Origin of the sequence: Stenotrophomonas maltophilia group sp. Smal12 (assembly GCF_037079935.1) — a bacterium.
GTDB classification, from domain to species: Bacteria; Pseudomonadota; Gammaproteobacteria; order Xanthomonadales; family Xanthomonadaceae; genus Stenotrophomonas; species Stenotrophomonas sepilia.
On sequence record NZ_JBAWUK010000014.1, the window covers coordinates 62,632 to 89,460 of the forward strand.

General features: G+C 66.4%; 23 protein-coding genes and 5 tRNA genes. 25 read left to right on the forward strand and 3 right to left on the reverse strand.

From position 1 onward, the window contains the following. The first annotated feature begins 1 nt into the window (after position 1). From WDC87_RS08550 to WDC87_RS08565, 4 genes are all read left to right on the forward strand, one after another. Complete coding sequence (locus tag WDC87_RS08550) at positions 2–517, forward strand: PilX N-terminal domain-containing pilus assembly protein (protein WP_252745446.1); 516 nt, start codon at positions 2–4, stop codon at positions 515–517. 11 nt (positions 518–528) lie between these two features. Next, positions 529–4,275, forward strand: coding sequence for a PilC/PilY family type IV pilus protein (locus WDC87_RS08555; protein WP_301655192.1), 3,747 nt, complete (start codon positions 529–531; stop codon positions 4,273–4,275). 38 nt (positions 4,276–4,313) lie between these two features. Continuing rightward, positions 4,314–4,736 (forward strand): type IV pilin protein, encoded by a 423-nt coding sequence (locus WDC87_RS08560; protein ID WP_061478489.1) that lies wholly within the window; start codon positions 4,314–4,316, stop codon positions 4,734–4,736. An 80-nt stretch (positions 4,737–4,816) separates the two neighbouring features. After that, a tRNA-Asn gene (locus tag WDC87_RS08565) sits at positions 4,817–4,893 on the forward strand. Positions 4,894–4,968: 75 nt separating this feature from the next. Here WDC87_RS08565 and WDC87_RS08570 read toward each other — a convergent pair. Further along, positions 4,969–5,505, reverse strand: coding sequence for a GspH/FimT family pseudopilin (locus WDC87_RS08570; protein ID WP_229298534.1), 537 nt, complete (start codon positions 5,503–5,505; stop codon positions 4,969–4,971). 128 nt (positions 5,506–5,633) lie between these two features. Between WDC87_RS08570 and uvrB the strand changes: the two genes are divergently transcribed. From uvrB to WDC87_RS08585, 3 genes are all read left to right on the forward strand, one after another. Beyond that, positions 5,634–7,658, forward strand: a complete 2,025-nt coding sequence (uvrB, locus tag WDC87_RS08575; protein ID WP_151354769.1) for an excinuclease ABC subunit UvrB — start codon at positions 5,634–5,636, stop codon at positions 7,656–7,658. Between the two features lie 106 nt (positions 7,659–7,764). After that, positions 7,765–7,839: transfer RNA gene (locus WDC87_RS08580), tRNA-Val, on the forward strand. Between the two features lie 98 nt (positions 7,840–7,937). After that, positions 7,938–8,012: transfer RNA gene (locus WDC87_RS08585), tRNA-Val, on the forward strand. A 126-nt stretch (positions 8,013–8,138) separates the two neighbouring features. Here WDC87_RS08585 and WDC87_RS08590 read toward each other — a convergent pair. Further along, positions 8,139–8,441 carry a hypothetical protein gene (locus WDC87_RS08590; protein ID WP_252745444.1) on the reverse strand — a complete coding sequence of 101 codons (303 nt, stop codon included), beginning with the start codon at positions 8,439–8,441 and terminating at the stop codon, positions 8,139–8,141. A 182-nt stretch (positions 8,442–8,623) separates the two neighbouring features. Here WDC87_RS08590 and WDC87_RS08595 point away from each other — a divergent pair, with 182 nt between their 5' ends. Continuing rightward, positions 8,624–8,764, forward strand: a complete 141-nt coding sequence (locus WDC87_RS08595) for a hypothetical protein (RefSeq protein ID WP_005415970.1) — start codon at positions 8,624–8,626, stop codon at positions 8,762–8,764. A gap of 96 nt (positions 8,765–8,860) precedes the next feature. Here the strand turns inward: WDC87_RS08595 and WDC87_RS08600 are convergent, their stop codons facing one another. Next, positions 8,861–9,145 (reverse strand): hypothetical protein, encoded by a 285-nt coding sequence (locus WDC87_RS08600; protein ID WP_111007592.1) that lies wholly within the window; start codon positions 9,143–9,145, stop codon positions 8,861–8,863. A gap of 178 nt (positions 9,146–9,323) precedes the next feature. On the opposite strand from WDC87_RS08600, the gene WDC87_RS08605 reads away from it, so the two are divergent. From WDC87_RS08605 to WDC87_RS08685, 17 genes are all read left to right on the forward strand, one after another. Next, the gene (locus WDC87_RS08605) at positions 9,324–9,995 is read left to right on the forward strand and encodes a response regulator transcription factor (protein ID WP_049415866.1); all 672 of its coding nucleotides are present in this window, start codon (positions 9,324–9,326) and stop codon (positions 9,993–9,995) included. A gap of 1 nt (position 9,996) precedes the next feature. Beyond that, a complete protein-coding gene (locus tag WDC87_RS08610) occupies positions 9,997–11,340 on the forward strand; it encodes a HAMP domain-containing sensor histidine kinase (RefSeq protein WP_072166740.1) in 1,344 nt (447 codons plus the stop codon). Positions 11,341–11,399: 59 nt separating this feature from the next. Beyond that, positions 11,400–13,799, forward strand: coding sequence for a DNA internalization-related competence protein ComEC/Rec2 (locus tag WDC87_RS08615; RefSeq protein WP_301655193.1), 2,400 nt, complete (start codon positions 11,400–11,402; stop codon positions 13,797–13,799). A 3-nt stretch (positions 13,800–13,802) separates the two neighbouring features. Beyond that, positions 13,803–14,465 carry a MotA/TolQ/ExbB proton channel family protein gene (locus WDC87_RS08620; RefSeq protein WP_061478482.1) on the forward strand — a complete coding sequence of 221 codons (663 nt, stop codon included), beginning with the start codon at positions 13,803–13,805 and terminating at the stop codon, positions 14,463–14,465. 3 nt (positions 14,466–14,468) lie between these two features. After that, entirely contained in the window at positions 14,469–14,891 is a 423-nt protein-coding gene (locus tag WDC87_RS08625) for a biopolymer transporter ExbD (protein WP_005415977.1), read from the forward strand. Beyond that, positions 14,888–16,636, forward strand: a complete 1,749-nt coding sequence (msbA, locus tag WDC87_RS08630; protein ID WP_049438204.1) for a lipid A export permease/ATP-binding protein MsbA — start codon at positions 14,888–14,890, stop codon at positions 16,634–16,636. Before WDC87_RS08625 ends, msbA begins: the two co-directional genes overlap by 4 nt. Beyond that, positions 16,636–17,655 (forward strand): tetraacyldisaccharide 4'-kinase, encoded by a 1,020-nt coding sequence (gene lpxK, locus WDC87_RS08635; protein ID WP_252745442.1) that lies wholly within the window; start codon positions 16,636–16,638, stop codon positions 17,653–17,655. The genes msbA and lpxK overlap by 1 nt, the downstream gene beginning before the upstream one ends. Positions 17,656–17,730: 75 nt before the next feature. Then, a complete protein-coding gene (kdsB, locus tag WDC87_RS08640) occupies positions 17,731–18,504 on the forward strand; it encodes a 3-deoxy-manno-octulosonate cytidylyltransferase (RefSeq protein WP_252745441.1) in 774 nt (257 codons plus the stop codon). Continuing rightward, on the forward strand, positions 18,501–18,989 hold the full coding sequence (locus tag WDC87_RS08645; RefSeq protein WP_252745440.1) for a low molecular weight protein-tyrosine-phosphatase: 489 nt from the start codon (positions 18,501–18,503) through the stop codon (positions 18,987–18,989). The genes kdsB and WDC87_RS08645 overlap by 4 nt, the downstream gene beginning before the upstream one ends. Then, complete coding sequence (locus tag WDC87_RS08650) at positions 18,986–20,398, forward strand: NHL repeat containing protein (protein WP_005415983.1); 1,413 nt, start codon at positions 18,986–18,988, stop codon at positions 20,396–20,398. Before WDC87_RS08645 ends, WDC87_RS08650 begins: the two co-directional genes overlap by 4 nt. Further along, a complete protein-coding gene (gene uvrC / locus WDC87_RS08655; RefSeq protein WP_053500510.1) occupies positions 20,395–22,239 on the forward strand; it encodes an excinuclease ABC subunit UvrC in 1,845 nt (614 codons plus the stop codon). The genes WDC87_RS08650 and uvrC overlap by 4 nt, the downstream gene beginning before the upstream one ends. Before the next feature lie 18 nt (positions 22,240–22,257). After that, on the forward strand, positions 22,258–22,884 hold the full coding sequence (gene pgsA, locus WDC87_RS08660) for a CDP-diacylglycerol--glycerol-3-phosphate 3-phosphatidyltransferase (protein ID WP_005412825.1): 627 nt from the start codon (positions 22,258–22,260) through the stop codon (positions 22,882–22,884). A gap of 235 nt (positions 22,885–23,119) precedes the next feature. After that, a tRNA-Gly gene (locus WDC87_RS08665) sits at positions 23,120–23,195 on the forward strand. A gap of 227 nt (positions 23,196–23,422) precedes the next feature. Continuing rightward, positions 23,423–24,529 carry an NAD(P)/FAD-dependent oxidoreductase gene (locus WDC87_RS08670; RefSeq protein WP_252745439.1) on the forward strand — a complete coding sequence of 369 codons (1,107 nt, stop codon included), beginning with the start codon at positions 23,423–23,425 and terminating at the stop codon, positions 24,527–24,529. A gap of 155 nt (positions 24,530–24,684) precedes the next feature. Next, positions 24,685–25,002, forward strand: a complete 318-nt coding sequence (locus WDC87_RS08675) for a helix-turn-helix transcriptional regulator (RefSeq protein ID WP_053501247.1) — start codon at positions 24,685–24,687, stop codon at positions 25,000–25,002. After that, positions 24,995–26,278, forward strand: coding sequence for a type II toxin-antitoxin system HipA family toxin (locus tag WDC87_RS08680; protein ID WP_252745438.1), 1,284 nt, complete (start codon positions 24,995–24,997; stop codon positions 26,276–26,278). The genes WDC87_RS08675 and WDC87_RS08680 overlap by 8 nt, the downstream gene beginning before the upstream one ends. A 114-nt stretch (positions 26,279–26,392) precedes the next feature. Then, positions 26,393–26,468: transfer RNA gene (locus tag WDC87_RS08685), tRNA-Gly, on the forward strand. The last annotated feature ends 361 nt before the right edge of the window (positions 26,469–26,829 follow it).

Sequence of the window (26,829 nt, forward strand, 5' to 3'; positions counted from 1 at the left end):
CATGACGACCTTCTCACGTTCGTTCAGGCCCGCCTCCGCTCGCACCCAGCGCGGCGCCGTGCTCTATGTCGCGTTGATCATGCTCATCCTGCTGGCGCTGCTCGGCATTGCGGGCATGCAGGTGGCCGGCATGCAGGAGAAGATGGCAGCGAACTACCGCGCCGCCAACCGGGCCTTCCAGAACTCGGAGGGCGTGGTGCGTGCGGCCGAACGCACGGTGGAGAAAATCGCCAACCGTCAGGATGTGGGGAACGACAGCCTGGTGCAGTCCAGCACTCTGTCGCGGGTCTGCGATGACGGCTTCGATCCGGCCATCTGGGCCGAAAGCCGCCGCAACCAGACGCGTCCTGCGGTCAATGTCCGCCAGATTGACAGCTGTGTGATGGGCGAATCGTCGCTCGACATGGGCCGTCCGCTGGAAGACGTCACGCCGATCTACCAGATCACCGGCTTCGCGACCGACGATGCCGATGCGAGCTCGTCGTCGGTGGTCATCGATACCGTATTCAAACTCTGAGGACGCAGGCCATGGCTTCGCGCAAATTCCGTTTCATGGCCGCAGGCGGCGCCGCACTGGCGCTCGGGGGCGGCTATGTCATCTACAGCCTGATGGCGGCCCAGGCCCAGGGCACGCTGGCGCAGGCGCCGCTGAACATCCAGGTGCAGACGCCGCCGGCCTTCCTGATGGCGCTGGATGATTCCGGCTCGATGCTGTGGGAAACATTGAACAACACGCGCGATGGCGTGTACCGCTGGGATGGCAGTGGCTTCTACAACCAGGGTGCCGTCAACGGCTACGATGGGTCTGGGCAGCGCTACCTGTACGTCTTCCCCAGCTATGGACGCGACGACCAGGCGGCCATCCCGCCGCTCGACAGCTTCGGTTTCGCCCGATCACCGGACGTCAACCCGTCCTACTACGACCCGCGTGAGATCTATCCTGGCTGGAAGACCGGCTTGTCCGATACAGCCCTTGCCAACTATCTGGACATCAGGGCGTCCAGCGCGCCGCTGGACCCGCGTCCGGGCAATGCACCGAACAAGATCGCTGGCGCGCTGGACCTGACTGTGGACTCGCTGCTGACCAGCATGGACACCGGCGGGCGGACCGGCGCGAACTGGCGCTTCCGCTTCCGTTCCGGCATGACGCTGCCGGTCGGAACCCGTATTGAGCGTGGGCGATGCAACCTGAGCGGGGGGGCTGTCCGGCAGGAAGGCTCGTTCGACAACGTGACGCGCCAGACTACCATCAGCAGCTCAAGCTGCGATGCTGCCGTCGGCTTCTATCCGGCTACGTTCTTCCTGGCAGATCCGTCTACGCTGCCGGCGGAATATGGGTACACCGCGGCTCCTGTTGCCGTTGCAAATCCTCCGGGCGGCCGGCCGGGTACGTTGTACAAGTACGAAATCAAGCTTGCGAACTTCGGCAACAATCAAGCGAAGTACAACGCTGCCATGCAGAGCTTCGCCAACTGGTTCAGCCTGTACCGGACGCGACGCGAAGCGCTGATCGGTGCGGCTACGAATGCGCTGTACGACACGACTAATCTGCGCGTGGGCTGGTTCCGTATCAATGGCCGCCGCGCGGTGACCATGTTCAACATGACCAACGAGCCGGAGAAGCAGCAGCTGCTCAGCCAGATCATCGGCGAAATGCGTGCCAGCAGCAGTACGCCCAATCGTTCCGCCGCACAGTACCTTGGCGAACAATTCCAGCGCACGGATCAGAACGCGCCGGTGCTCCTGTCATGCCAGAAGAATGCGGGCATGCTGTTCACCGATGGCTATATCAATGAGTCCGGCAACACGACGCTGATGAAGGATCTCGTAGCGCCGTACTACAACAGTTCTCTCGTGCCGGGCAAGGAGACCAATTCCGTGCCGGTGCCGGCCGAGTGCAAGGGGCCGAATCCAAATCCGTCGCTGGATTGCAAGACCCACCTGCATATGAATTTCTACGGCGTGACGCTGGGCACGCAGGGCAAGGAGTTCGGCGTCCGGTACCTGCCGGATCCACTGCGCCCGTGGGTGCTCAGCCCGGACCCGTACGTCGTCAAGCCCAACTTCCCGACGACGACGCAGGACCTCAAGCCCGAGGCCGTTGATGAGCTGTGGAACGCGGTCTATGACACCCGTGGCGAAATGGTCAACGCCACGCGCCCGGCCGAAATCACCGCAGCCATGCGCCGTATCATCAGCAACGTCGCCCAGGGCGCCACGCCGTCCGGCTCGCGTTCGCTGACCGGCGCACGCATCGGCGTCGGCTCGTTGTCGGTGGAGCCGTTCTACGAGGCCACCAACAACGGCACCGACTGGTACAGCAAGTTGCGCGCCTTCAAGCTGAGCGTCGAGCCGTCCACCCGCAAGATCGTTTCGGAAGAGGCCTGGGAAGCATCTGCGAAGATGCCGGCGCCTGCATCACGCCGCATCCGGTTCTGGCGCAACGGCGCGCTGGAAGACTTCACCGGCAGCAATGTCAGCCTGGCCAATCTGTGCACCAAGTCGTCGACGCTGTATCCGGGCATCCTGATCTGCAGCGCGTCCGAGCTGGCTGGCCTAGCCACCGATTCCGCCACGGCCGTGGCCTACCTGCGTGGTGAAACCTCCAGCGAGAAGCGCAACGGCGGCAAGCTGCGTGATCGCAGCACGGTACTTGGCGACATCATCACCTCCACCCCGGTGCTGAGTTCGCCTCTGGATGACTATGGGTTTGGCCGCCTTCCGGGCACGATGGGCAGCAGTTACGCCGCCTACATGACCACCAAGCGCAATGGTCGCCGCTACATGGTCTACGCCGGCGCCAACGACGGCATGTTGCATGCCTTCGATGGTGGCATGGGCGCCGACGGCCAGATGGACGCCGACGGTGGCAAGGAGCGGTTCGCCTACATTCCCTCGACCGCGTTGGGCCACATGGGCAACCTGTTGCTGCCTAACGACCCCACCAACCAGAACGCCCAGCGTTTCCAGCACCGTTACTACGTCGATGGCCCGGTGACGATCAGCGACACCTACGGCAGCAACGGGTGGACCACGTCACTGGTGGGCACGGCCGGTGCCGGCGGCCGCAGTGTGTTCGCGCTGAATGTGTCCGATCCGGGCAACTTCGGCGCCACCGGCTCCCTGCTGTGGGAGATCAGTGACCTCGACGCTTCGCTTGACGATGCTGTGCGCGCCAACATCGGCCATGTGCTGGGCAAGCCGGTGATCGTGCCGGTGAAGAACGCCGACGGTTCGGTGGGCTTCAAGGCGATCTTCGGTAACGGCTACGAGAGTAGGAGTGGCAAGGCGGTACTGTTCGTGGTTGACATGGTGGCAGGCCGCACGCCGACCATCCGCATGATCGAGGCGATCGAGTCGGGTACCAACCTGCCGTCGGGCAGCAACGGGCTGGGCAACATCGTGGTGGTTGATCGCTGGGGTGGAACCGGGCAGAACGCGCGGGTGCGCGATGGCCTGGCCGATACGGTCTATGGCGCCGACAAGCGTGGCGTTGCCTGGAAGTTCGACCTGCGCGGGACTACCGCGCCAACCGTACCGTTGTTCACCACCAATACCCATGTCGATCCCGCCGACCGCCGGACCTACCGCCAGCCGATCACCGGTGGCATGACGGTGACCACCGGGCCGTCCGGTGGCGTGATGCTGATCTTCGGCACCGGCAGCTTCTCCTACTACGGTGACGAGAACGATACGGCGGTGCAGGCGTTGTACGGTATCAACGACACCGCAGCGGGCCAGCCGACGACGACGCTGACCTCGGCAAACCTGAGCTCGTATACGGCCGAGATTGGTTCCGGCGTGCGGACATTGCGTGGCGGGACCGTGCCTACGGTCAGCCGCGGCTGGACCGTGGTGCTGGCCAACAAGGAGCGTGCGGTCGGTAATCCGAGGATCGTGTCCGGCGTGGTGTTCTTCCCGACCTATATTCCGTCCGACGCTCAGGGTTGCTCGGTGGACGGTGCGAACTGGCTGCTCGGCCTGCAGGCCAGCACCGGCCAGGCCGCGATGTCGCAGGTGCGCTTCGGAGCCCCCGACGGCCGATCGCCGGGGGCGGGTACGGCCGGCGTTGCTCTCAACACGGGCGGCAACGCGCCGGTGAGGGACGTGACGACGTCGGTGGTGCCGCGCTTGGCGCCGCCGGACAGCACTCCCGGCAATCCGCCGCCGCAGCCGCCCGGTGAGGCGTGCCTGATGCAGATCTCGGTGGCCGGTGCTGATCCGATGTACCTGCCATACCCCTGTGGCCGCCAGTCCTGGAGGCAGATCCAGTGACCGGCGTCCATCCTTCCCCGGCAGCAGGAGCCCGTGCAATGCGCCAATCTTTCGCGGCGGGTCGCCTGGCCCGCGGTTTCACCCTGATCGAGCTGATGATCGTGGTGGCGGTCGTGGCAATCCTCGCCGCGATCGCCTACCCGAACTACAGCGAACATGTGCGCAAGTCGCGACGGGCCCAGGCTAAGGCCGACCTGGTCGAATACGCACAGTTGGCCGAGCGCTTCCACACGGTCAACAACACCTATGTCGGTTTCAAGTTCCCGGGCAACGCCGATTCGATCAACTCCCCGCGCGAGGGCGGCACGGCGGCCTACACTCTGTCCATGCAGACCGCGCAGTCGACATTCACCTTCACCGCCACCGCGGTCAACGCGCAGGCGAAGGACAAGTGTGGAAACCTGACGCTCAACCAGGCCAACGTGAAGACCGCCAAGACCACGCTGTCCGAGTGCTGGTGACACTGCCGCAAACAGAGAATGCAAGCATGTGAACGGGAGTGTTGCACTCCCTGTTCGACGTGATTACAATGCGCGTCCCCGCCCGAATAGCTCAGCCGGTTAGAGCACTTGACTGTTAATCAGGGGGTCGTTGGTTCGAGTCCAACTTCGGGCGCCAGACGTTACACATCAAAGGCTTGCGGACTTTCGCAGGTCTTTTTTGTTGCCTGCTTGAGAGCGCAGGGGCGTCGTTTCAACAGGCTTGTCCAGTCCGCGTGGTGGACGAACGCATCCGCCCACTGTTGCTGACGATGATCCGCGCGTGCTCGCGCCCCCTTACGCAGACGCGCAGCGTCAGGTTGCTGCCGGGGCTGCGGCCATCCGGCTGGAAATAGAGTTGCGGTCGCCCGCTGTTGCTGGCGGCATTGATCGTGACGTCCGGACGGCCGCCCTGATGCAGGACAATGGCATCGGCCGTGGATGGGGGCTGCCATGCGCCTGCGGCCCGGTAGGCAATCCAGCCCTGGCTCCAGTCGTCCCCGCAGCGCTGGCCGTCCGCGCTGGCGCAGAGGCCGATCAGTTCGCGACGCATGATGGCCTGGGTGCGTGCCGTTGCCAGGGCGGCCTGCAGGCTGAACCGGGTGGCTTCCGCGCGCTGGTGCAGCAGCAGCGCCTGCAGCGAGGGCCAGCCGGCGGCCAGCAGCACGGCCAGTACCGCCGTGACGACCAGGATTTCGATCAGGTGCATGCCGCGCGACGCGGCGCAACCGGAAGAGCGGTGAGTGCGCATGCATCCAGCCTCCGCGCCCGGCTGTGCGGCCGCCATCGGGAATCCCCGTAGCGGTCTGCCCGGCAACCCCTCAGCCGGCCGTCACTCCTCGCCCCGTATACTCACCCTTCCCGGGAACTGGCAACACCATGAGCGACAGTTTTGAACTTGTCTCGCCGTATTCGCCGGCGGGCGACCAGCCCGATGCCATCGCGAAGCTGACCAGCAACTTCGAGGCCGGCATCGCCAAGCAGACCCTGCTGGGCGTGACCGGCTCGGGCAAGACCTACACCATCGCCAACGTCATCCAGAACGTTCAGAAGCCGACGCTGATCATGGCACCGAACAAGACGCTGGCGGCGCAGCTGTATGGAGAGTTCAAGGCGTTCTTCCCGCACAACGCGGTGGAGTACTTCGTCAGCTATTACGACTACTACCAGCCCGAAGCCTACGTGCCGTCGTCGGACACCTTCATCGAGAAGGACAGTTCGATCAACGAACACATCGAGCAGATGCGGCTGGCCGCGACCAAGACCCTGCTGTCGCGCCCGGACGCGATCGTGGTGGCCACGGTGTCCGCGATCTATGGCCTGGGTGCGCCGGAAGACTACCTTTCACTGCGCCTGATCCTGTCCAAGGGCGAGCGCATCGACCAGCGCGACCTGATCAACCACCTGACCCAGCTGCAGTACACGCGCAATGAGTACGAGCTGCAGCGCGGTACCTTCCGCGTGCGCGGCGAAGTGATCGACGTGTTCCCGGCCGAGTCGGACAGCGAAGCACTGCGCCTTGAACTGTTCGATGGCGAGGTCGAGAAGATCACCCTGTTCGATCCGCTCACCGGCGAGACGCTGCGCAACATGCAGCGCTTCACGGTCTACCCGAAGACCCACTATGCGACCACGCGCGAGCGCGTGCTGGCGGCGATCGAGACGATCAAGGTAGAGCTGAAGGAGCGGCTGGAGCAGCTCTACGCGCAGAACAAGCTGGTGGAGGCGCAGCGCCTGGCGCAGCGCACGCAGTTCGACCTGGAAATGATGGCCGAGGTCGGTTACTGCAACGGCATCGAGAACTACTCCCGGCACCTGACCGGCAAGAATGCCGGCGAGCCGCCACCGACCCTGTTCGACTACCTGCCGCCGGATGCGCTGCTGGTGATCGACGAATCGCATGTGACCATTCCGCAGATCGGCGCCATGTTCAAGGGTGACCGCTCGCGCAAGGAAACCCTGGTTGAGTTCGGTTTCCGCCTGCCGTCGGCGCTGGACAACCGCCCGCTGCGCTTCGAGGAATGGGAGGAGCGGTGCCCGCGCAGCATCTACGTGTCGGCCACGCCCGGGCCCTATGAACTGCGTGAAGCCGGTGACGAGATCACCGAACTGGTGGTGCGCCCGACTGGCCTGATCGACCCGGTGGTGGAGATCCGGCCGGTCGGCACCCAGGTCGACGACCTGATGAGCGAGGCCAACGCGCGCATCAAGGCGGGCGACCGCGTGCTGGTCACCACGCTGACCAAGCGCATGGCTGAAAACCTCACCGAGTACCTCACCGAACACGGTATCCGCGTGCGCTACCTGCACTCGGACGTGGATACGGTCGAGCGCGTGGAGATCATCCGCGACCTGCGCCTGGGCAAGTTCGACGTGCTGGTCGGCATCAACCTGCTGCGCGAGGGCCTGGACATGCCCGAGGTATCGCTGGTGGCGATCCTCGATGCCGACAAGGAAGGCTTCCTGCGATCCACCGGCTCGCTGATCCAGACCATCGGCCGCGCCGCACGCAACGTGCGCGGCAAGGCGATCCTGTACGCCGACAAGATCACCCGCTCGATGCAGGCGGCGATCGATGAGACCGACCGGCGCCGTGCCAAGCAGGTCGAGTACAACGAAGAACATGGCATCGTGCCGCGCTCGGTGGCGCGCCCGATCGTCGATGTCCTTGAAGGCGCGCGTTCGGATGCCGCCGAGAAGGAAGCCAAGAAGGGTAAGGGCAAGGGCCGGGCGGGTGTGGCCGAAGAAGCGGCCGACTATCGTTCGCTGTCTCCGGCGCAGCTGGCGACCCGTCTCAAGGCGCTGGAACAGCAGATGTACCAGCACGCCAAGGACCTGGAATTCGAGGATGCCGCACGGGTGCGTGACCAGATCCGGCAGCTGAAGGAAGCCAGCCTGGGCTGAACGTGGCAGTGCAGCATCATCTTCACAAAAGTATTGCGCTTCACGGCCCGCATCCGTAATATACGCGGCCTGCACCGACGCAATCGCAGAAATGCAGAAGCAAAACGGGCGGTTAGCTCAGCGGTAGAGCACTACCTTGACATGGTAGGGGTCACAGGTTCGAACCCTGTACCGCCCACCACGAAACCCTCGGAAGAGGGTTGTCGTGAACTGCAAAGCCCGGCCCTGGCGCCGGGTTTTTACGTAGCAAGGCCAGCCTTCGGGCGGCAAGAACAAGATGGGCGGTTAGCTCAGCGGTAGAGCACTACCTTGACATGGTAGGGGTCACAGGTTCGAACCCTGTACCGCCCACCACCTGCTCCCGGCGTTGCCGGTGAAGCGGTGGAAACGATGAAAGCCGGCCCCGGGGCCGGCTTTTTTCGTTCCGGCGAGCCTGGCGTTCCCGCGAAGCTGCATCCGTGCCGGTTCATTGGCATGAAATCAGTGGGTAATGCTGATCGAACGCTGGATGCGCCACTGGCCGTCGACGCGTTCCCACAGCTGCGCCACACGTACCGGGGCCCGTGCCGGATGAGGGCTGGCGCCAGTGTCGTCTGGCGATTGCTGGCTGCCCAGCCGCAGCACGCGGTCCTGGCGCAGGTGATAGAGCTGAAGGGGCTGCGCTTCATGCATGGCCTGCCGATCCTCGGTGCGCAGGATCTGGCTGCGCAGGGCATCCTCGGTGGGCCCGCAGCCGTCGCCGAACAGGCTGGAGAACAGCAGGATCAGGGCAAGCATCGGCATGGCACGGTGCTCCAGCGGGAAAGTGCGTGCAGGCTGGCAGGGTCGGCCGGGCATCGCAGCCGGCCTGCGACGAAGGCGGGAATTGGGCCGCCAAAGGCAGGCAGATGGCGATGAATCCGGGCCGCGCAGGCGTAGACTCGGCGCTGCTGCGCAAACGCGCCATTACTGCAAGGAGCTGCCGCATGAGTGATCACGTCCCGGTGTCCAGGCCCAATCCGCTCCTGGAACGCCTGTTCGGCGGCAACATGCTGGAAGGCACGTTCAAGGCAGTGATCTGGGTCGCAATCCTGAGCGCGCTGCTGGCGTGGACCACGCTGCGCTGAATGACGCTGCCGCGCCAGGCCTGCCGGGTGGCGGGTCCTGCTGACCCGATCACTCCCGCTGCCGCCGGTGCGGCGGCAGTGCCTGTGCGGGTGCTGTCAGGCGCTGAAGGCCTGGCGCAGGCTGCGCAGGGTGGCCTGGCGATGTTCCCTGGCCGTTGGCTCGCCCATTTCCAGCTCCTGCAGGCGCAGTCCGACCAGAGTCATCGACAACGCATAGCCGCGTGCCGCGTCGGCAACGCGTGACAGGCTCACTGCACGGCGGGCCAGTGCATTCACATGTTCAAGGTCGGGCATCAGTCCCAGATAGGCGCGTTCTGCGCTGTCCAGGTCCGGTGCACGCAGGATCGCATGAGCTTCTGCGGTGGGGGAGACGGAGGCCATGGGGGTCCTTTGTCAGGGGCAGCGACAGCATCGTTCGGCCGCGTTGCGGGGTGATGGCTGCGCATGCTGAAGGGGCAACATTGTCAGAACATTGCGCCTGCAACCGCTGGCATGCATGGGCGCAAAACCATGGCCCCAGGCACTATGATCGGCAGCGTTTCCGGTAGACGAGTTCCTGATGCGCATCCTCCTGGTCGAAGACGATCCTGACCTGTCCCGCGCCCTGCAATCGGGCCTGGAGCGGCAGGGCGTGGTCGCCGACGTGGTCGGCAGCCTGGCCGAGGCCGCGCTCGCGTTGCGCGAACCGGTGCACCAGCTGCTGCTGCTCGATCGACAGTTGCCCGATGGCGATGGTGCTGGATTCGTCGCGTCGGCGCGTGCGCTGCGGCCGAACCTGGCGGTGATCATGCTGACCGCCAAGGGCACGCTGTCGGACAAGGTCGAAGGCCTGGACGTCGGCGCCGATGACTATCTGGTCAAGCCGGTGGCGATCGAGGAACTGATGGCACGCATCCGCGCGGTATCGCGCAGGCCTTCGGCGATGGTGACGCCGAGCCTGCGGCTGGGGCGGCTCGAGTTCGATTTCGAATCGCTGCAGGCACAGGTGGAGGGCCAGCCCCTGGCATTGCCACGTCGGCAGGTGCTGGTGCTGCAGGCGTTGGCGATGCGGCAGGGCCGCACGGTGACCCGCAGTGCCCTGGAGGCTGCAGTGTACGGGTTCGATGATGAGATCCAGTCCAATGCGCTCGATGCGCATATCTCCAAGCTGCGCAAAGCGCTGCAGCAGGCCGGGGCGGGGGTGGAGATCCACGTGATCCGCGGCGTCGGCTACCTGCTGGCGGAGGCCTGAGATGGCCCGTCCGATCCGTTCGATCACCCTTGGCCTGGCTTGGCGCCTCTTCTTGGCGCAGGCCTTCACCGTACTGTTCGCGGTGGTCGCGTTGATCCTGACCTGGGGTGACAAGGACTCCTGGGGCATGGACATGTTCGTTGCCGAGGCGGTGGCCAAGGCGGTGCACAGCGAAGGTGGCCGCCTGGTGCTGGACCAGGCGCGCTGGGACAAGCTCGATGCCAACGCCGGGGGAAATCTCTGGTTCGCCGCGGTGGATGACAAGGGCATGTGGCTGGAGCGCGGCACCATCCCAGCGATCCACGCGCCGATGCTGGCGCGGCTGCCGACCGTGGGCGCCACGGAACTGGGCTCGCTGGTGCCCCCTTACCTGGACGTGGCGCGGGTGATGATCCGCAACGAGGACGGGCGCCGCATCACCGTGATGGTCGGTGGCGCGCCCAAGGGCGGGCTGCTGGATGGCGCGCTGATGGTGCTGCGCCTGATCGGCCTGTGGTTCTTCCTGCCACTGATCGTGGTCACCCTGCTGGTGATGCCGACTGTGATCCACCGTGCCATGCGCGGTGTGCGCCGTTCTGCGCAGCAGGCCAAGGAACTGGACATCGGCCAGCCCGGTGCTCGGCTGGATGCGCGGCTGGTCTCCACGGAAGTGGCGCCGCTGGTGGAAGCGTTCAACGATGCCATCGACAAGGTGCAGCAGGGCTACGCCGCGCGCGACAAGTTCCTCGCCGACGCGGCGCACGAGCTGCGCGTGCCGATCGCCGTGGTGCAGGCGCGCCTGGCGCAGCTGCCACAGGGTGAGTTGAAATCGCAGTTGCTGACCGACGTGGCGCGGCTGGGCAATGTTGCCGAGCACCTGCTCGATCTGCAGCGCCTTGACCGCAATGTCGGCGCATTGCAGCAGCTGGACCTGGCGCTGCTGGTGCGTGAGGCCGCCGCGGACCTGGCGCCGTTGGTGGTCGGCGCCGGCTATGGATTCGAAGTGGACGCGCCGGAATCGCCGGTGTGGATCCACGGCGACAGTCTGGCGCTGGGGCGGGTGATTGCCAACCTGGTGCACAACGCGATCGTGCATGGTGGTGGCCGTGGCACCATCTGCGTGCGGTTGGATGCGCGCGGCTTGCTGGAGGTCAGCGATCAGGGCGCGGGCATTCCAGTGGGCGACCGCGAGGCGATCTTCGAGCCGTTCCATCGCCTGCGCGCGGCGGGCAGCGGCAGTGGCCTGGGCCTGCACCTGGTGAAGGAGATCGTGCAGCACCACGGTGGCTCGGTCAGTGTCGGTGAGGCTGCGGGAGGCGGCGCAAGCTTCCGGGTCAATTTCCATCGCGGCAGCGTCCGGCGCTGACGCGTTTGCGGGGCAAGTCCCGATAGGCAACCTGCCGCCGGTAGCGGCAGGCTGGACCCATGGCCGTCGAGCGTTCCCCTTCTCCCTTGCTGGGCAGTGGCGCCGCTGCGGCGCTGACACTGGGGGCGCTGGCCTGCGTGCAGCTGCCACAGCTGCCGCCGCTGTGGGGCTGCATGGTGATGATCGTGCTTGGCATGGCGGGGTGGGGCCTGCGTTGGCGGGGGCGCCTGCCCGCGGTCGTGCTGCTGGGCGCCGGATGGACGGCGATGCACGGGCACTGGGCAATGCAGGAACAGCTGCCGCCAGGCCAGCCAGCACGGGATGTGGTGGTCAGTGGACGGGTCATCGACCTGCCGGACCATGGAGCCGCGCACACCCGCTTCCTGCTGCAGGTCAGCGAGAGCAGCGAACTGCCATCGCTGCGCGGCAAGCGCCTGCAGGTCACGTGGAACGATGCCTGGCGTGCCGCTGATGGCACCGACGCCGGGCGTGGGCGCCATCAGGTCCTGGCCGGCGCGCAGTGGCATCTGGCCCTGCGCGTGCGGGCGCCGCGTTCGCGGATCAATCCCGGTGGTTTCGACGGTGAACGCCATGCGCTGCTGCGCGGCGTGTCCGGCAACGGCACGGTGCGGGCGCCGGCCAGCGCGTGCGAGCTTCAAGCCGCGCATGGCCTGCCGGCATGGCGTGAACGCACCAGCGCCGCCATCGCCGTGCAGGTGGCCCATCCAGCTGCGCGCTTCGTGCAGGCGCTTGCCCTGGGCGATACGCGTGGCCTGTCCGACGCCGATTGGGATCAGTTGCGGGCGCTGGGCCTGACCCATCTGGTGGCCATTTCCGGGTTCCATGTCGGGGTGGTGGCGGGACTGGGGGCGTTGCTGTGCCGAGGGCTGTGGTGGCTGTGTCCGCTGCTGGCCCGGCATTGGCCACGCCCCCAGGCGGCGGCCTGCGCTGCGGCCCTGTCCGCAGCGTGCTATGCGGTGCTGGCTGGCGGTGAATTGCCGACCGTGCGCACCGCACTGATGATCGGGCTGGTGGCGCTGGCGCGTAGCGGGCGGCGCCCACTGGGTCTCGTGCAGGGGCTTGCCCTGGCGGCGCTGGCGCTGCTGCTGCCGGCGCCCCTGTCAGTGCTGTCCGCGGGCTTCTGGCTCAGCTTCGGCGGCGTCCTGTGGCTGGTCTGGTGCCTGCCGCAGGGACGTCCGCGTGGGGTGGTCGCCAACCTGCGCGGGTTCCTGGCCGCACAAGGGGTGGCCAGCGTCGGCCTGTTGCCGCTGGGCATCGCCTTGTTCGGTGGCACCGCCTGGCTGGGGCCGCTGGTGAACCTCCCGGTCATCCCGTGGTGGACATTGCTGGTGGTGCCCTTGTCACTGCTGGGCACCGCCCTGCAGGTGCTGCATGACGGCGCCGGGTGCTGGGCGTGGCGTGCAGCGGCGTGGTTGTTCGAAACCAGCTGGCAGGCCCTGCAGCCACTGGCGGCGCATCCACAGGCGATGTGGTGGTTGGCCGAGGCACCGGCCTGGGCAGTGCCGGCGGCGCTGCTGGGCGTGTTCTGGTGGCTGCTGCCACGTGGTGCCGGGGGCGGGCTGGCTGGCCTCCTGCTGTGCCTGCCGCTGCTGTGGCCATTGCGCGAGCGGCCGGCCGAGGGGGAGCTGGAGCTGCTGGTACACGACGTCGGGCAGGGCACGGCGGTGTTGCTGCGCACCGCGCGGCATGCGCTCTGGTACGACGTGGGACCGCCGATCGGGGGTGAGGGCCGTGAGCGGGTCCTGGTTCCGTCATTGCGCGCGCTGGGGCAGGCACGGCCCGACCGCGTGCTGATCAGTCACGACGATCTCGATCATGCCGGCAACCTGCCGAGCCTGCGCCTTCAGTTGCCGGAGCTGCCCCTGTTGGCGCCGCCGGGCAGCGCGATCGCCGGGGTCGGGCGCTGCCAGCGCGGCCTGCGCTGGCGCTGGGACGGCGTCGACTTCCAGGTGCTGCACCCCGATGCCGGCAGCCAGCGGGCTGGAAACGAGGACAGCTGCGTGCTGCGCGTGGCCAGCGCGCATGGTGGGGTCCTGTTGCCCGGGGACATCGGCCGCCCGGCCGAACAGGCGCTGCTGCGGGCGTCTCCGGCGGCGCTGAAGGCGGATGTGGTGCTGGTGCCGCACCATGGCAGCGGCGGCAGCTCCAGCGCGCCCTGGGTGGCGGCGGTGTCAGCCCGGCTGGCGCTGGTTTCGGCAGGGCACCAGAACCGCTTCGGCCACCCGCGCCGGGACGTGGTCCGGCGCTGGCAGGCGCAGGGAGCCGAGGTGGTGTCCACTGCGGAGTCCGGGGCGATCCGCGTATGGCTTGGCGCACAAGGGCTGCAGCTGCGTGAACAGCGTATCCATGCATCCCGGTGGTGGGATGCCGCTGGGCGGGCGCGGTCGGCTGTTATCCTATCGCCGATCAAACAAGCGGCCGTTGGGCCGGAGGGTTGAAACGTGTGGGAACTGGTCAAGGCCGGTGGCTGGCCGATGGTGCCGCTGCTGCTGTTGGGCGTACTGGCTTTGGCGATCATCCTGGAGCGTTTCTGGTCCCTGCGGCGGACTGAAGTGCTGCCGCCCGGCCTCGGCCAGGAAGTGCGCAACTGGGCCGCACGCGGCAAGCTTGACCCGGCGCACCTGCAGACCCTGCGTGCCAACTCGCCGCTGGGGGCATTGCTGGCGGCCGCGCTGGAAGCCCGCAATCGTCCGCGCGACCAGATCCGCGAGCGCATCGAGGACACCGGCCGCCACCTGGTGCACCGCATGGAACGTTTCCTCAACGCGCTGGGCACCATTGCCTCGGCCGGCCCGCTGCTGGGCCTGCTGGGCACCGTGATCGGCATGATCCAGATGTTCCTGGGCATCCTCGACCATGGGGTGGGCGACGTGAACCAGCTGGCCGGCGGTATCGGCAAGGCGCTGGTGTGCACCGCCACGGGCATGATCGTGGCCATTCCGGCACTGATGTTCCATCGCTACTTCAAGGGCCGCATCCACGGCTACGTGGTGGAAATGGAGCAGGAAGCCAGTGCCCTGCTGGACACGCTCGACGGTCGCCCCGGGGTGATGAACCCGGTCGCGCCGGCGCGACCGGCCAACGCCGCTGCGGCGAAGGCCTGATCGATGCGTATCGGCAATGACCGCTCCCAGGATGAACCGCATATCGATCTGGTCCCGCTGATCGACGTCATCCTGGTGCTGATCATCTTCTTCGTGGTCACCACCACTTTCGATGCGCGCTCGACGCTGCAGGTGCAGCTGCCTACCGCCAGCCAGCAGCCCAACAACGAGCCGCCGCGTTCGCTCAGCGTGCTGATCAACGCCGAAGGCCGTTATTTCATCAATGACCAGGAAGTGCTGCGCAGCGACGTCGAGTCGGTCAAGCAGACCATCGCGTCCGTGGCCGGCAGTGACCGCAGCCAGCCCGTACTGCTGCGCGCCGACGCACGCACTCCCTACCAGGCCGTGGTGACTGCGCAGGACGCGCTCGGTCAACTCGGTTTCCGTCGTATCGCCATTGCAACTGCGCCAGAGGTGCGTCCATGAGTTCCCATCACGCGCCGGTGTGGCCGATCTACAAACGTCTGCTGGGCTACACCCGCACCTACTGGGTGTTCATGGTGGGCGCGGTCATCGCAATGGTGGTCGAGGCCCTGGCCGGCTACCACTTCACCAAGCTGATGGAGCCGCTGGTCAACGAAGGTTTCGTCGACCCGCAGCCGCGCGCGGCCGTGGTGCTGCCGCTCACCATCCTCGGCCTGTTCCTGATGCGCAGCGTGGCCACCTGGGTCAGTGACTACACGCTGGCCAAGACCGGTCGCAGCGTGGTCCGCGACCTGCGCGAGCAGGTGCTGCAGAAGTACCTGCACCTGCCGTCGTCGCACTTCGATACCGAAGCGACGCCGGTGATGGTCAGCCGCCTGAACTTCGATACCGAGCAGGTCACCCAGGCCAGCGCCGACGCGCTGAAGACCGTGGTGGCCGATACCCTCACCATCGTCGCGATGCTGGCGGTGATGCTGCAGATGAGTGTCAAGGTCACGCTGGCGATGCTGCTGGTGGTGCCGCTGATCGGTGGCATCGTGTCCTACGTGGGCAAGCGCTACCGGCGCATCAGCCGTGGCATCCAGGACGGCATGGGCACCATGGCGCAGACTGCCGAGCAGTCGCTGGCCGCGCAGCAGGAAGTGAAGGTGCACGGCACCCAGCAGCATGAGATCTCGCGCTACTCGCGCCTGGCCAACCGCATGCTGGCGCTGAACATGAAGGTCGAGGTCACCCGCGCCGCCGCCTCCAGCGTGGTGCAGTTCCTGGCCGCACTGGCGCTGGCGGTGATCGTCTGGGTGTCGACCCGCGAAGCCCTGGCCGGCCGGCTCAATGCCGGCCAGTTCATGGGCCTGATGACATCGATGATGGCCATCATTCCATCGCTGCGCCGCCTGACCAGCGTACAGACCTCGATTTCGCGCGGTGTGTCCGCTGCCGAGCGCCTGTTCGGCATCCTCGACATGCCAGTGGAGCGCGACCAGGGGCAGCGACGCGTGCAGCGCGTGCGGGGCGAACTGGCGTTCGACCACGTCATGCTGCGTTACCGCGAGGACAGCGGCATCGCCCTGGACGACATCAGCTTCGTTGCCAGGCCAGGCACGGTGACGGCCATTGTCGGCCGTTCCGGCAGTGGCAAGACCAGCCTGATCCGGCTGGTGCCACGCTTCTACGAGCCCAGCGGCGGTGTCATCACCCTCGACGGCGTGGCACTGGACGACTACCCGCTGGCCGACCTGCGCCGGCAGGTGGCAATGGTCGGGCAGAAGGTCATGCTGTTCGATGACACCATCGCTGCCAACATCGCCTATGGCATGGAAGCGACCGACGAGCAGATCCGCGCGGCGGCCGAAGCCGCCAACGCGTGGGAGTTCATCGCACGCATGCCGCAGCAGCTGCAGACCCCGGTGGGCGAGAACGGCGCGCTGCTGTCCGGTGGCCAGCGCCAGCGCCTGGCCATTGCCCGCGCGATCCTGCGCGACGCCCCGATCCTGATCCTCGACGAAGCCACTGCGGCGCTGGACAACGAATCCGAGCGCCTGGTGCAGGACGCGCTGCAGCGCCTGATGCCCGAACGCACCACGCTGGTCATTGCGCACCGGCTGTCGACCATCGAGCATGCCGACCAGGTACTGGTCATGGATCATGGCCGCATCGTTGAACGCGGCACGCACAAGGAGCTGCTCGAACTGGGCGGTCTGTACCAGCATCTGCACAGCATGCAGTTCCGCGAAAGGCAGGACTGATGGCCGGCAAGGGCACCCAGACCCCGCCGTACTGGTATGACGGCACCCCGGTTCCGTGGGCGATGCGCCTGCTGGCGCCGCTGTACGCAGGTGTCACCGCGCTGCGCCGGCGCGCCTATCGCCGTGGCTGGCGCAAGCGCCATTCGCTGCCGGTGCCGGTCATCGTGGTCGGCAATATCACGGCTGGCGGTACCGGCAAGACGCCGCTGACCATTGCGCTGGTCGAACGCCTGCGTGCGGCCGGCTGGAAGCCGGGCGTGGCCAGCCGCGGCTATGGTCGCGAAGACGCCGACAAGCCGCTGTGGGTGCAGGCCGATACGCCAACCGCGAAGGGCGGTGACGAACCGGTGCTGATCGCCTGGAAGACCGGCGTACCGGTGCGCGTGGACAGTGATCGGGTTGCTGCGGGCAAGGCGCTGATCGAGGCCGGCTGCGATGTGATCGTCTGCGACGACGGTTTGCAGCACTACCGGCTGGCGCGCGACATCGAGATCGAAGTGGTCGATGCCCAGCGTCGCTATGGCAATGGCCGGATGATTCCGGCCGGGCCGTTGCGCGAGCCGGTCAGCCGCGCCAGCGAGTGCGATTTCCGCGTGGTGAACCTCGGCCAGGCCGATGAGGAGACTGCGGTGCAGGCCTGTGGCTTCGGCCAGTGGCCAATGGCCCTGCACATCGACAGTGCGCAGCCGCTGGCCGGTGGCCGCGCGCGCCCGCTGGCGTACTTCAAGGGCCAGCGCGTGCACGCGGTGGCCGGCATCGCCCATCCACAGCGCTTCTTCGACATGCTGCGCGCGCGCGGGATCGGCGTGGTGCCGCATGCATTCGCCGACCACCAGGCCTACCAGCCGCAGGACTTGTCCTTCGGCAGCCAGCTGCCGGTACTGATGACCGAAAAGGATGCGGTGAAATGCCGGGCGTTCGGCAACGACTGGCACTACGCGGTTCCGCTGCGCGCCGAGTTGCCCGCCGCGTTCTGGGTGGCGCTGACCGATCGCCTGGACAAGCTGCGACCGAACTGAGCGGCGCCGCGGCGCTTGCATTCACGCGCCGCTGGCCGCATTCCCGTTGTAACGAGCCTGCCGAGAACCGCCCGCATGACCGAATTCGTCGTCGCCATTCCGGCCCGCTTTGCCGCCTCGCGGCTGCCGGGCAAGCCGTTGCGCCCGCTGGGCGGTGAGCCGCTGGTGCTGCATGTGGCGCGCCGCGCGCTGCAGGCCGGTGCCCGCGAGGTCTGGGTGGCGACCGACGACCAACGCATTTCCGATGCACTGTCCGGGTTGGCCGAGGTGAAGGTGGCGATGACCGCGACCACGCATGCCTCGGGCACCGATCGCCTGGCCGAGTGCGCACGCATTGCCGGCTGGGCCGATGACACGGTGGTAGTCAACCTGCAGGGCGACGAACCGTTCGCGCCGGCGACCGGCATCCGCGCGGTGGCAGATGCGTTGGTCGCTGGCACTGCGCCGATGTCGACTCTTGCCAAGACCGTCGAGGACGCACACACCCTGTTCGACCCGAACGTCGTGAAGCTGGTGCGCAACGTGCGCAACGAGGCGATGTACTTCAGCCGCGCGCCGATCGCCTGGCACCGCGACGGCTTCGCACGCAGCCGCGACACGCTGCCGGACGGCCACGACTGGCTGCGCCACATCGGCATCTATGGCTATCGCGCCGGCTTCCTGCAGCAGTTCGCGGCGATGCCGCCGGGCCAGCTGGAGCAGGTCGAATCGCTGGAGCAGCTGCGCGTGCTGGAAGCGGGCTACCCGATCAGCGTGGCGATCTCGCCCGAGCCGTTCCCGCCGGGCATCGATACGCCCGAGGACCTGGAGCGCGCCGAGGGGCTGCTGCAGGCGATGGCCGCGCGATGAGGCTGCTGGTCGTCTGCCTCGGCAACATCTGCCGTTCGCCGATGGCCGAAGGGGCGCTGCGCGCACGCCTGGATGCCTCGCCGCTGGCCGGGCGGGTGCAGGTCGATTCGGCCGGTACGGGCGACTGGCACGTGGGCGAGCCGCCGGACCGCCGCGCGATCGCCTGCGCGGCCGGACACGGCGTGGACATTGGCGGCCTGCGCGCACGTCAGCTGCAGGCGGTGGATTTCGACCGTTTCGACTGGATCCTGTGTGCCGACGAGACCAACCTGCGTGATGCCGGGCGCCTGGCGACGGCGGCCCAGCGTGAACGGCTGGCGTTGTATCTGCCCTGGTCCGGCGGGCAGGGGCGGATAGCCATCCCTGATCCCTACACCGGCGGCAGCGATCATTTCGAACAGGTCTGGTCGCTGGTCGACGATGCTGCAAAACGTGCGGTGGCACGACTGTTGCATGACGCCGACTCCGGCATAATCAGGTCATGAACGTCCAGCCCGTCCCGGACCTGCCCGAATTCGCCACCTGGCTCAATGCCACCCCCTGCACCCTGACCGAACTGCGCGGCCGGCCGGTCGCGCTGCTGTTCGTCAATGCGGCCTCTGCCTGGAGTGCGCAACGCCTGGCCGAGTTCGGCCAATGGCTGTCGCGCCACCCGGGCAAGCTGCAGCCGCTGGTGCTGCAGGTGCCGCGTTTTGATTTCGAACGCGATGCCACGGCCGCACTGAAGCTGCTGCGCCGTCAGGGCCTGACCATGCCCGTGCTGCTCGATGCCGACTGGGATGGCTGGCGCCGCTTCGGCGTTACCGCCTGGCCGACGATGGTGCTGCTGGACGCGCAGGGCCGCGAACAGCAACGGCTGGTCGGGCAGGGCGCGCCCGGTGAACTGGAGCGCGCCTTGAACGCGCTGTGCCAGGGTGCACCTTCGGCGCCGCCGCGTGGCGGCAGCGAACTGCATCCGGAACCGCGCCAGGCCCTGCGCTTCCCGCAGGGGCTGGCGGTCAGCACCGAACGCCTGTACATCGCCGACAGCGGCCATCACCGCATTCTCGAATGCAGCCATGGCGGCCGCATCCTGCGCCAGTTTGGCCTCGGCACCGCCGATTTCATGGACGGCAACCTCGCCGAAGCGGCATTCCACCGCCCGCAGGCGTTGGTGCTGGAGCGCGATTCGCTGTACGTCGCCGACACCGGCAACCACGCGGTGCGCCGTATCAACCTGCTGACCGGCATCGTCGACACGCTGTGCGGCAACGGGCGACCCGGTGCGCCGGTGGAAGGCCCGGTTGCGCAGGCGCGGCAGGTCTCGCTGGACCATCCGGTTGGCCTGGCCATCGCCGACAACCAGCTGCACATCGCAATGGCCGGCGACAACCGCATCTGGAGCTACCACCTGGGCCAGCGCAGCCTGCAATGGCGCGCCGGCAGTGGTTCCATCGACGAGCGTGATGGCAGTGGCCATCTGGCTGCCTTCGCGCAACCGACCGCGCTGGCCGTGGTGCAGCAGGTGCTGTACGTCGCCGATGCGTTGGGATCCTCGATCCGTGCACTGCAACTGCGTGGTGACCTGGTGCAGACACTGGTCGGGCAGGGGCCGTGGCGCTTCGGCAGTGAAGACGGCCCGCGCGCGCAGGCCAGCCTGCAGTTCCCGCAGGCGATCGCACTGGGCGCGGACGCCCCGCTGCTGTGGATCGCCGACACCGGCAACGGTCGCCTGCGCACGCTGCGCCTGGGCGGCGGTGAACTGACCACCCAGCCGCTGCCGCGCCGCCTGCACGGCCCGGCTGGCCTGGCCGTGGGCGCAGGTGCGGTGTGGATCGCCGAGACCGACGCCCATGCCGTGCTGCGATTCGACCCCGACAGCGGCGTGCTCAGCGAAGTCCCGATCAGCGAATGACCGACGTTCCCGCCCCGGCCTTCGACGGCAAGGCCTTCGCGGCCCAGCTCAGCACTGCCCCCGGCGTGTACCGCATGTACGCGGCCGACGACACCCTGCTGTACGTGGGCAAGGCGCGCGCGCTGCGCAACCGCGTCGGCAGCTATTTCAACGGCAGCCCGAAGAACGCGCGGATCATGTCGATGATCTCGCAGATCACGCGCATGGACGTGACCGTGACGCGCTCGGAAGCCGAGGCGTTGCTGCTGGAGAATCAGCTGATCAAGTCGCTGTCGCCGCGCTACAACGTCTCGCTGCGCGACGACAAGACCTACCCGCATGTGCTGCTGACCCGCGAGGACTGGCCGCGCATCGCCCTGCATCGTGGCCCGCGCGCCATTCCCGGCCGCTATTTCGGGCCGTATCCGGGCGTGACCGCAGTGCGCGAAACGCTGAACCTGATGCACAAGCTGTTCAAGCTGCGCAGTTGCGAGGACAGCGTGTTCCGCAACCGCTCGCGGCCGTGCCTGCAATACCAGATCGGCCGCTGCAGCGCGCCCTGCGTGGAGCTGGTGCCGGCCGCGGACTACGCCGAATCGGTGCGCCGTGCTGCGCTGTTCCTGGAAGGCAAGAGCGACGAGCTGACCCGCGAGCTGGGCGAGCAGATGCAGGCCGCCAGCGAGGCCCTGGAGTTCGAGCAGGCCGCGCGCCTGCGCGACCTGATTTCCTCGCTGCGCAGCATGCAGACGCGCCAGTACGTGGACGGCCGCGCCGCCGACCTGGACGTGCTGGCGGTGGCCATGCAGGGTTCGCAGGCCTGCGTGCTGCTGCTGGCTTTCCGCGATGGCCGTAACCTCGGCACCCGCCCGTTCTTCCCGCGCACCAACGGCGAGGAGAGTCCGGAGGAAGTGCTGGCCGCGTTCGTCTCGCAGTACTACATCGAATTCGAGCCGCCGCGCGAGATCCTGCTGGATCGCGAGATTCCCGATGCCGACCTGCTGGTCGCGGCGCTGTCGGCCTCGGCCGAGCGCAAGGTGCAGCTGAAGTGGAACGTGCGCGGCGAGCGCGCCGGCTATGTGGAGCTGGCCAGCCGCAACGCGCAGCTGACCCTGGCCACTGAACTCAACAGCCGCAATGCGCAGCATGCGCGCAGCGATGCACTGCGCGAGATGCTGGGCCTGGCCGAGCCGGTCAAGCGGGTCGAGTGCTTCGATATCAGCCATACGCTGGGCGAGGCCACTGTGGCCTCGTGCGTGGTGTTCGACGCCGCCGGTCCGGTGCGCGCGCAGTACCGCCGTTTCAACATCAGCGGCATCGAGCCGGGCGACGACTACGCCGCGATGCGCCAGGCCATCGATCGGCGCTTCCGCCGTGCGGTGGAAGAGCAGGGCGTGCTGCCGGACGTACTGCTGATCGACGGTGGCGCCGGCCAGTTGGCGCAGGCGCAGGCCGCGCTGGCCGACCTGGGCGTGGAAGGCGTGCTGCTGGTGGGCGTGGCCAAGGGCGTGGAGCGCCGCGCCGGCCACGAAGCGCTGGTGATGCCCGATGGCCGCGAGCTGCGCCCGGGCGCGGCCAACCCGGCGCTGCAGTTCATCCAGCAGGTGCGCGACGAGGCGCATCGCTTCGCCATCACCGGCCACCGTGGGCGCCGCCAGAAGGCACGGATGACCAGCAAGCTGGAGGATATCCCCGGCATCGGGCCGCGCCGCCGCGCCAGCCTGCTCAAGCATTTCGGCGGCCTGGTGGGCCTGAAAGCCGCTGGTGAAGCGGAAATCGCCAAGGTGGAAGGCATCAATGACGCCCTCGCGGCACGTATCTACGCTAACCTGCACGGGTTGGCCACGCCCGATGCGGCCGAGTAGAGAGAGAAGCACGCAAGCATGAAGTTGACCCTGCCCACCTGGCTGACGTTGTTGCGGATCGTGATGATCCCGGTGCTGGTGCTGGTGTTCTACCTGCCCTACACCTGGACCAACTTCGCTTCGGCGGCGATCTTCGGCCTGGCCGCGATCACCGACTGGCTCGACGGCTGGATCGCACGCCGTTACCAGCTGGAGTCGGCCTTCGGCGCGTTCCTCGACCCGGTTGCGGACAAGCTGATGGTGGCAGTAGCGCTGTTCCTGATCGTGCAGGGCCATCCGACGCCGTGGATGGCATTCTGGGCGGCGGTGATCGTCGGCCGTGAGATCGCGGTATCGGCGCTGCGCGAATGGATGGCCGAGCTGGGCCAGCGCGCCAAGGTGCGCGTGGCGATGATCGGCAAGATCAAGACCACCGCGCAGATGGTCGCGCTGCTGTGCCTGCTGTATTCGGTGGCACCGAACGTGCCGGTGGAAGACATCTGGATGGGCTGGCCGGTGTTCCACATCGGCGACTGGACCCTGGCGATTGCCGCCGTGCTGACCCTGTGGTCGGGCTTGCAGTACCTGCACGCGGCCTGGCCGAGCCTGCGCGATGACGAGCGTGCCGCGCGCGAGCGTGCACGGCAGAAGAAGCTGGGCAACTGAGCCCGGGGTCGTATCCCTTTCCGAAGGAAAGGGCTCTGACCCCATTGATGCGCCCATCCACGCATGGCGTGGATCTACTGGAAATGCTGCATCCACGAAGGATGCGAATCTATCGGTTTGCGGGGATGCTGTAGTAGATCCACGCCATGCGTGGATACGCGGTGCAAGGCGCCTCGCAGGCCTCGAAAAAACCGCTTGACGCCATTCCCAGAACAGGTAGAATTTCGCCTCCCAAGCGGGAATAGCTCAGTTGGTAGAGCGCAACCTTGCCAAGGTTGAGGTCGCGAGTTCGAGTCTCGTTTCCCGCTCCAGATTCAAGAAAAACGCTCCCGGAAGGGGGCGTTTTTCGTTCTGCGGTCGTCCCGCCGGCAATCAGTCTTCGTCCTGCGCCGATGCACGCGAACGCATGCCGGTGATGTCTGAAATCCGCCATCCCTCGCCAACAATCCACCGCTTCATCCCCACTTCACCCACACCCCATCGCCCTACCATCCGCGCTGGCGAACCTGCATCTCCGATTCTCCACGGCGATGCAGCCATGCCCCAAACTCCCTCCGCCTACGACCACGATGTGGTCATCGTCGGCGCCAGCTTCGCCGGTGCCGCCTGCGCGTTGGCTGCTGCTCAATACGGCCTGCGCGTCTGCGTGCTGGAACGCAAGGCCGACCCCGGCGAACGCCTGCACACAACGGGCATCGTGGTGAAGGAAGCGGTGGAGCAGACCTGGCTGGGGCGCATGCCCGAACATCTGGTGCAGCGGGTCGCCAACGTGCGCCTCTATGCGCCGAACCTGCGCAGCGTATTGCTGGCCGCACCGGGCTATTACTTCCTCACCACCGATACGCCGAACGTGATGCGCTGGCTGGCCAGCGAACTGCGCGCGAACGGTGTCGACCTGCGCCTGCAGCAGTCCTTCACCGACGCTCGCCGCTGTGGTGACGGCTGGCAGGTCGAAGGGACAGGGCGCTGCGCCTATCTGGTCGGCGCAGATGGCGCACGCTCACGCGTTGCCCAGCGCACCGGGCTTGGCCAGGTGCGTGACAACCTCTACGGCGTCGAGCGTGAGTTCGCCGGCCTGCAGGTGACAGAGGGCGACGCGTTGCATTGCTTCCTCAGCAAGCGCTTTGCACCGGGCTACATCGGCTGGGTCGCGCAGAATCCGACCGGCCTGCAGGTCGGGCTGGCCCTGCGTCATGATCCGCGACAGGCGCGGCCGCTGGATATTGATGGTTTCCTTGAGCATGTGCGCGATGTGGTCGGCATCCCGCCATCTGCGCGTCCCTCGGCCACCCGCGCTGGCCTGGTGCCCTGCGGCCGACCGGATGGGCCGATCACCGGCCAACGCGTGATCCTGACCGGCGACGCGGCGGGCATCGTCTCGCCGCTCTCCGCAGGGGGCATCCACTCCTCGTGGCGGCACGGCTGGGCGGTCGGCGAGGCGATGGCCCGCCATCTGCGTGGGCAGGGGCCGGAAGCGGAACGGGTGGCGCGGCAGGTGGCGCCGGCATTCCATGGCAAGCGCCTGCTGCGCTGGGCGATGGATCATCTGCAGGCCGAATGGCCGTTCAACGCACTGCTGCACACGGCGGCCACGCGGCGCATTGCCGAGCAGGTCTACTTCCACCGCCGCGGCCTGCGCACGTGACGTGTGCTTTGCCAATGTAATTCCAGAATTCTGTATTTATATAACTGAATTCCCAAATAAAACACAGAATTCGGGAATTAAATCAATTGAATGGAATTGGGATTAATTCTATTATTTTGGGTGTTAAACGGCATAGGGAGGGGATGATACGCGCTATGTTGGATTTAAGCTTCAGCAAGCCCAGCGAGGTCGTCAAGCGACTCTGCGGGCGCTTGCGCACAGAGCGCATGGCGTTGGGCATGACACAGTCGGATCTGGCCGGGCGTGCCGGCATTGGTACCAACACCGTGTCCAACCTGGAGGCCGGGCGCAATGTTGGCTTCGAGGCGGTGGTCCGCGTGGCGATGGTCCTTGGTCGGATCAACGAGCTCGAAGGCCTGTTCCAGCCAAAGTTGGACAGCATCGAAGACATTCGGCGCTACGAAGAGGCTGCGAACCGCCTCCGGACGAAGAGGAAGCCCCGTAATGCCTGAACAGGTGAAGGTCTTCTACGAAGGGTGGGGAGAGCGATGGCACTGGGGAACGCTGATCTCCAGCATCGCCCTGACCGGTCGGCCGCTGATCGCGTTCGAGTACAGCAACGAGGCCCGGCGAAGGGGACTGGAACTGTCTTCGTACAAGCTGCCGCTGGCCGGCCCTCCGTTGCGGCGGGATTTTCCGGACCATCAGCTGCAACTGCCCGGGCCTGTGTATGACGCGTTGCCAGACGGCTGGGGCATGCTGCTGATGGACCGCATGTTCAGGCGCCGCGGAATCAACGCTGCACGCATTGGCCCGCTCCAGCGGCTGGCCTATATCGGTGGCAACGCGATGGGGGCCATGACGTTTGAGCCCGTGGCGCCCGAAGGTGAGGCGCCGAAGGTCCATATACCGCTCGAGCAGCTTTCCGCGGAAGTGCAGCAGGTGCTCCACGGAGAAGGTGGTGAATTCCTGCAGACCTTGCTGCTGGTGGGTGGTTCGCCCCAAGGTGCAAGGCCCAAGGCCCTGGTCTATCGCGATCCGCGATCGGGCGCGTTCACCACGACCGTCACGCCCGGCTTCGAAGCCTGGTTGATCAAGTTCCCGGCCAGAGAAGAGCATGCCGAGGTGTGCGCCATCGAAATGGTCTACGCCGAGTGCCTGCGCAGGTGTGGCATCGAGACCCCGGACACGCAGTACTTCAGCCTGCCCAACGGGCTGGCCGCGTTCGCCAGCAAGCGCTTTGATCGCCACGATGGGTTGCGTGTGCCGATGCAGAGTCTTGCTGCATTCACGGGCGCCAACTACCAGACGGCGGGGTCGTTGGACTATGTCAACTTCCTGCGCGCGACCCGGTTGTGCACCAATGACGTGCGGCAAATGGCCGTGGCCTTCGAACGTGCGGTCTTCAACGTTGCGTTCAACAACCGGGACGATCATCCGAAAAACTTTGCCTACATCATGTCGCCGGATGGGCAATGGCGTTTGGCTCCGGCCTACGACGTGACCTTCTGCGAAGGACCCAACGGATATCACCAGATGGACGTCATGGGGGAGGCACTGGAGATTTCCCGTGCTGACCTGCTTCGCCTTGCCGAAGAGGCAGAAGTGCAGCACGCGGACGCCAGTCTGGCGATTGGCAGCATTTGCGACGTGGCCAGCCAATTCACGGAAATCGCCAACAGCATGTACTCAAACGCTATTGCTCAAGACACCTTGATCATGATCCAGGGGCGCATCAACGAGAACGTAGCTCTGTTGCGGGAAGTCCGGCGTGGCCTGCGGCCCTGAGGGCCGGGTCCAAGGGCCTGAACGCCGCCCCACAATGCGGCCGAAAATTCCTGTTGACGCCGTGCAGCAATATCGACACAATAGCGCTCCTTCGACGCAGGTCGAACGAAATCTGCGGGAATAGCTCAGTTGGTAGAGCGCAACCTTGCCAAGGTTGAGGTCGCGAGTTCGAGTCTCGTTTCCCGCTCCAATTTATGATCTACAGACTTCCACTGACGTCTGTAAGTCATTGAAAAGAGGAGCTTCGGCTCCTTTTTTCATTCCAGCGAAAGCCACGAAAGTCCACTGACAGCCACCATTTTTGAGGCCAAAAACAAGGCCAAAGAATGCGGGTCGTGCCGGTTCCGGGTTGTTGCTGGGGTTGGATCGGGATGACAAGCAGCATCGGGCCTAAGTCCAAGACTTAGGAGCTTGATGATGACACTTGTTGGCGCGCATCCAGAACTGACCCACTTTCGGCGGTGATGCGCGGGTAAAACTGACCCACCTGAAGCCCACATCCTGAGCATCTTTTGCTCGGGGGATTTCAGGAGTGATCACCATGGTCATGT

Coding starts and splice junctions, on each gene's coding strand:
- WDC87_RS08550 (WP_252745446.1), top strand. CDS start 2: ATGACGACCTTCTCACGTTCGTTCAGGCCCGCCTCCGCTCGCACCCAG.
- WDC87_RS08555 (WP_301655192.1), top strand. CDS start 529: ATGGCTTCGCGCAAATTCCGTTTCATGGCCGCAGGCGGCGCCGCACTG.
- WDC87_RS08560 (WP_061478489.1), top strand. CDS start 4,314: ATGCGCCAATCTTTCGCGGCGGGTCGCCTGGCCCGCGGTTTCACCCTG.
- WDC87_RS08570 (WP_229298534.1), bottom strand. CDS start 5,505: ATGCGCACTCACCGCTCTTCCGGTTGCGCCGCGTCGCGCGGCATGCAC.
- uvrB (WP_151354769.1), top strand. CDS start 5,634: ATGAGCGACAGTTTTGAACTTGTCTCGCCGTATTCGCCGGCGGGCGAC.
- WDC87_RS08590 (WP_252745444.1), bottom strand. CDS start 8,441: ATGCCGATGCTTGCCCTGATCCTGCTGTTCTCCAGCCTGTTCGGCGAC.
- WDC87_RS08595 (WP_005415970.1), top strand. CDS start 8,624: ATGAGTGATCACGTCCCGGTGTCCAGGCCCAATCCGCTCCTGGAACGC.
- WDC87_RS08600 (WP_111007592.1), bottom strand. CDS start 9,145: ATGGCCTCCGTCTCCCCCACCGCAGAAGCTCATGCGATCCTGCGTGCA.
- WDC87_RS08605 (WP_049415866.1), top strand. CDS start 9,324: ATGCGCATCCTCCTGGTCGAAGACGATCCTGACCTGTCCCGCGCCCTG.
- WDC87_RS08610 (WP_072166740.1), top strand. CDS start 9,997: ATGGCCCGTCCGATCCGTTCGATCACCCTTGGCCTGGCTTGGCGCCTC.
- WDC87_RS08615 (WP_301655193.1), top strand. CDS start 11,400: ATGGCCGTCGAGCGTTCCCCTTCTCCCTTGCTGGGCAGTGGCGCCGCT.
- WDC87_RS08625 (WP_005415977.1), top strand. CDS start 14,469: ATGCGTATCGGCAATGACCGCTCCCAGGATGAACCGCATATCGATCTG.
- msbA (WP_049438204.1), top strand. CDS start 14,888: ATGAGTTCCCATCACGCGCCGGTGTGGCCGATCTACAAACGTCTGCTG.
- lpxK (WP_252745442.1), top strand. CDS start 16,636: ATGGCCGGCAAGGGCACCCAGACCCCGCCGTACTGGTATGACGGCACC.
- kdsB (WP_252745441.1), top strand. CDS start 17,731: ATGACCGAATTCGTCGTCGCCATTCCGGCCCGCTTTGCCGCCTCGCGG.
- WDC87_RS08645 (WP_252745440.1), top strand. CDS start 18,501: ATGAGGCTGCTGGTCGTCTGCCTCGGCAACATCTGCCGTTCGCCGATG.
- WDC87_RS08650 (WP_005415983.1), top strand. CDS start 18,986: ATGAACGTCCAGCCCGTCCCGGACCTGCCCGAATTCGCCACCTGGCTC.
- uvrC (WP_053500510.1), top strand. CDS start 20,395: ATGACCGACGTTCCCGCCCCGGCCTTCGACGGCAAGGCCTTCGCGGCC.
- pgsA (WP_005412825.1), top strand. CDS start 22,258: ATGAAGTTGACCCTGCCCACCTGGCTGACGTTGTTGCGGATCGTGATG.
- WDC87_RS08670 (WP_252745439.1), top strand. CDS start 23,423: ATGCCCCAAACTCCCTCCGCCTACGACCACGATGTGGTCATCGTCGGC.
- WDC87_RS08675 (WP_053501247.1), top strand. CDS start 24,685: ATGTTGGATTTAAGCTTCAGCAAGCCCAGCGAGGTCGTCAAGCGACTC.
- WDC87_RS08680 (WP_252745438.1), top strand. CDS start 24,995: ATGCCTGAACAGGTGAAGGTCTTCTACGAAGGGTGGGGAGAGCGATGG.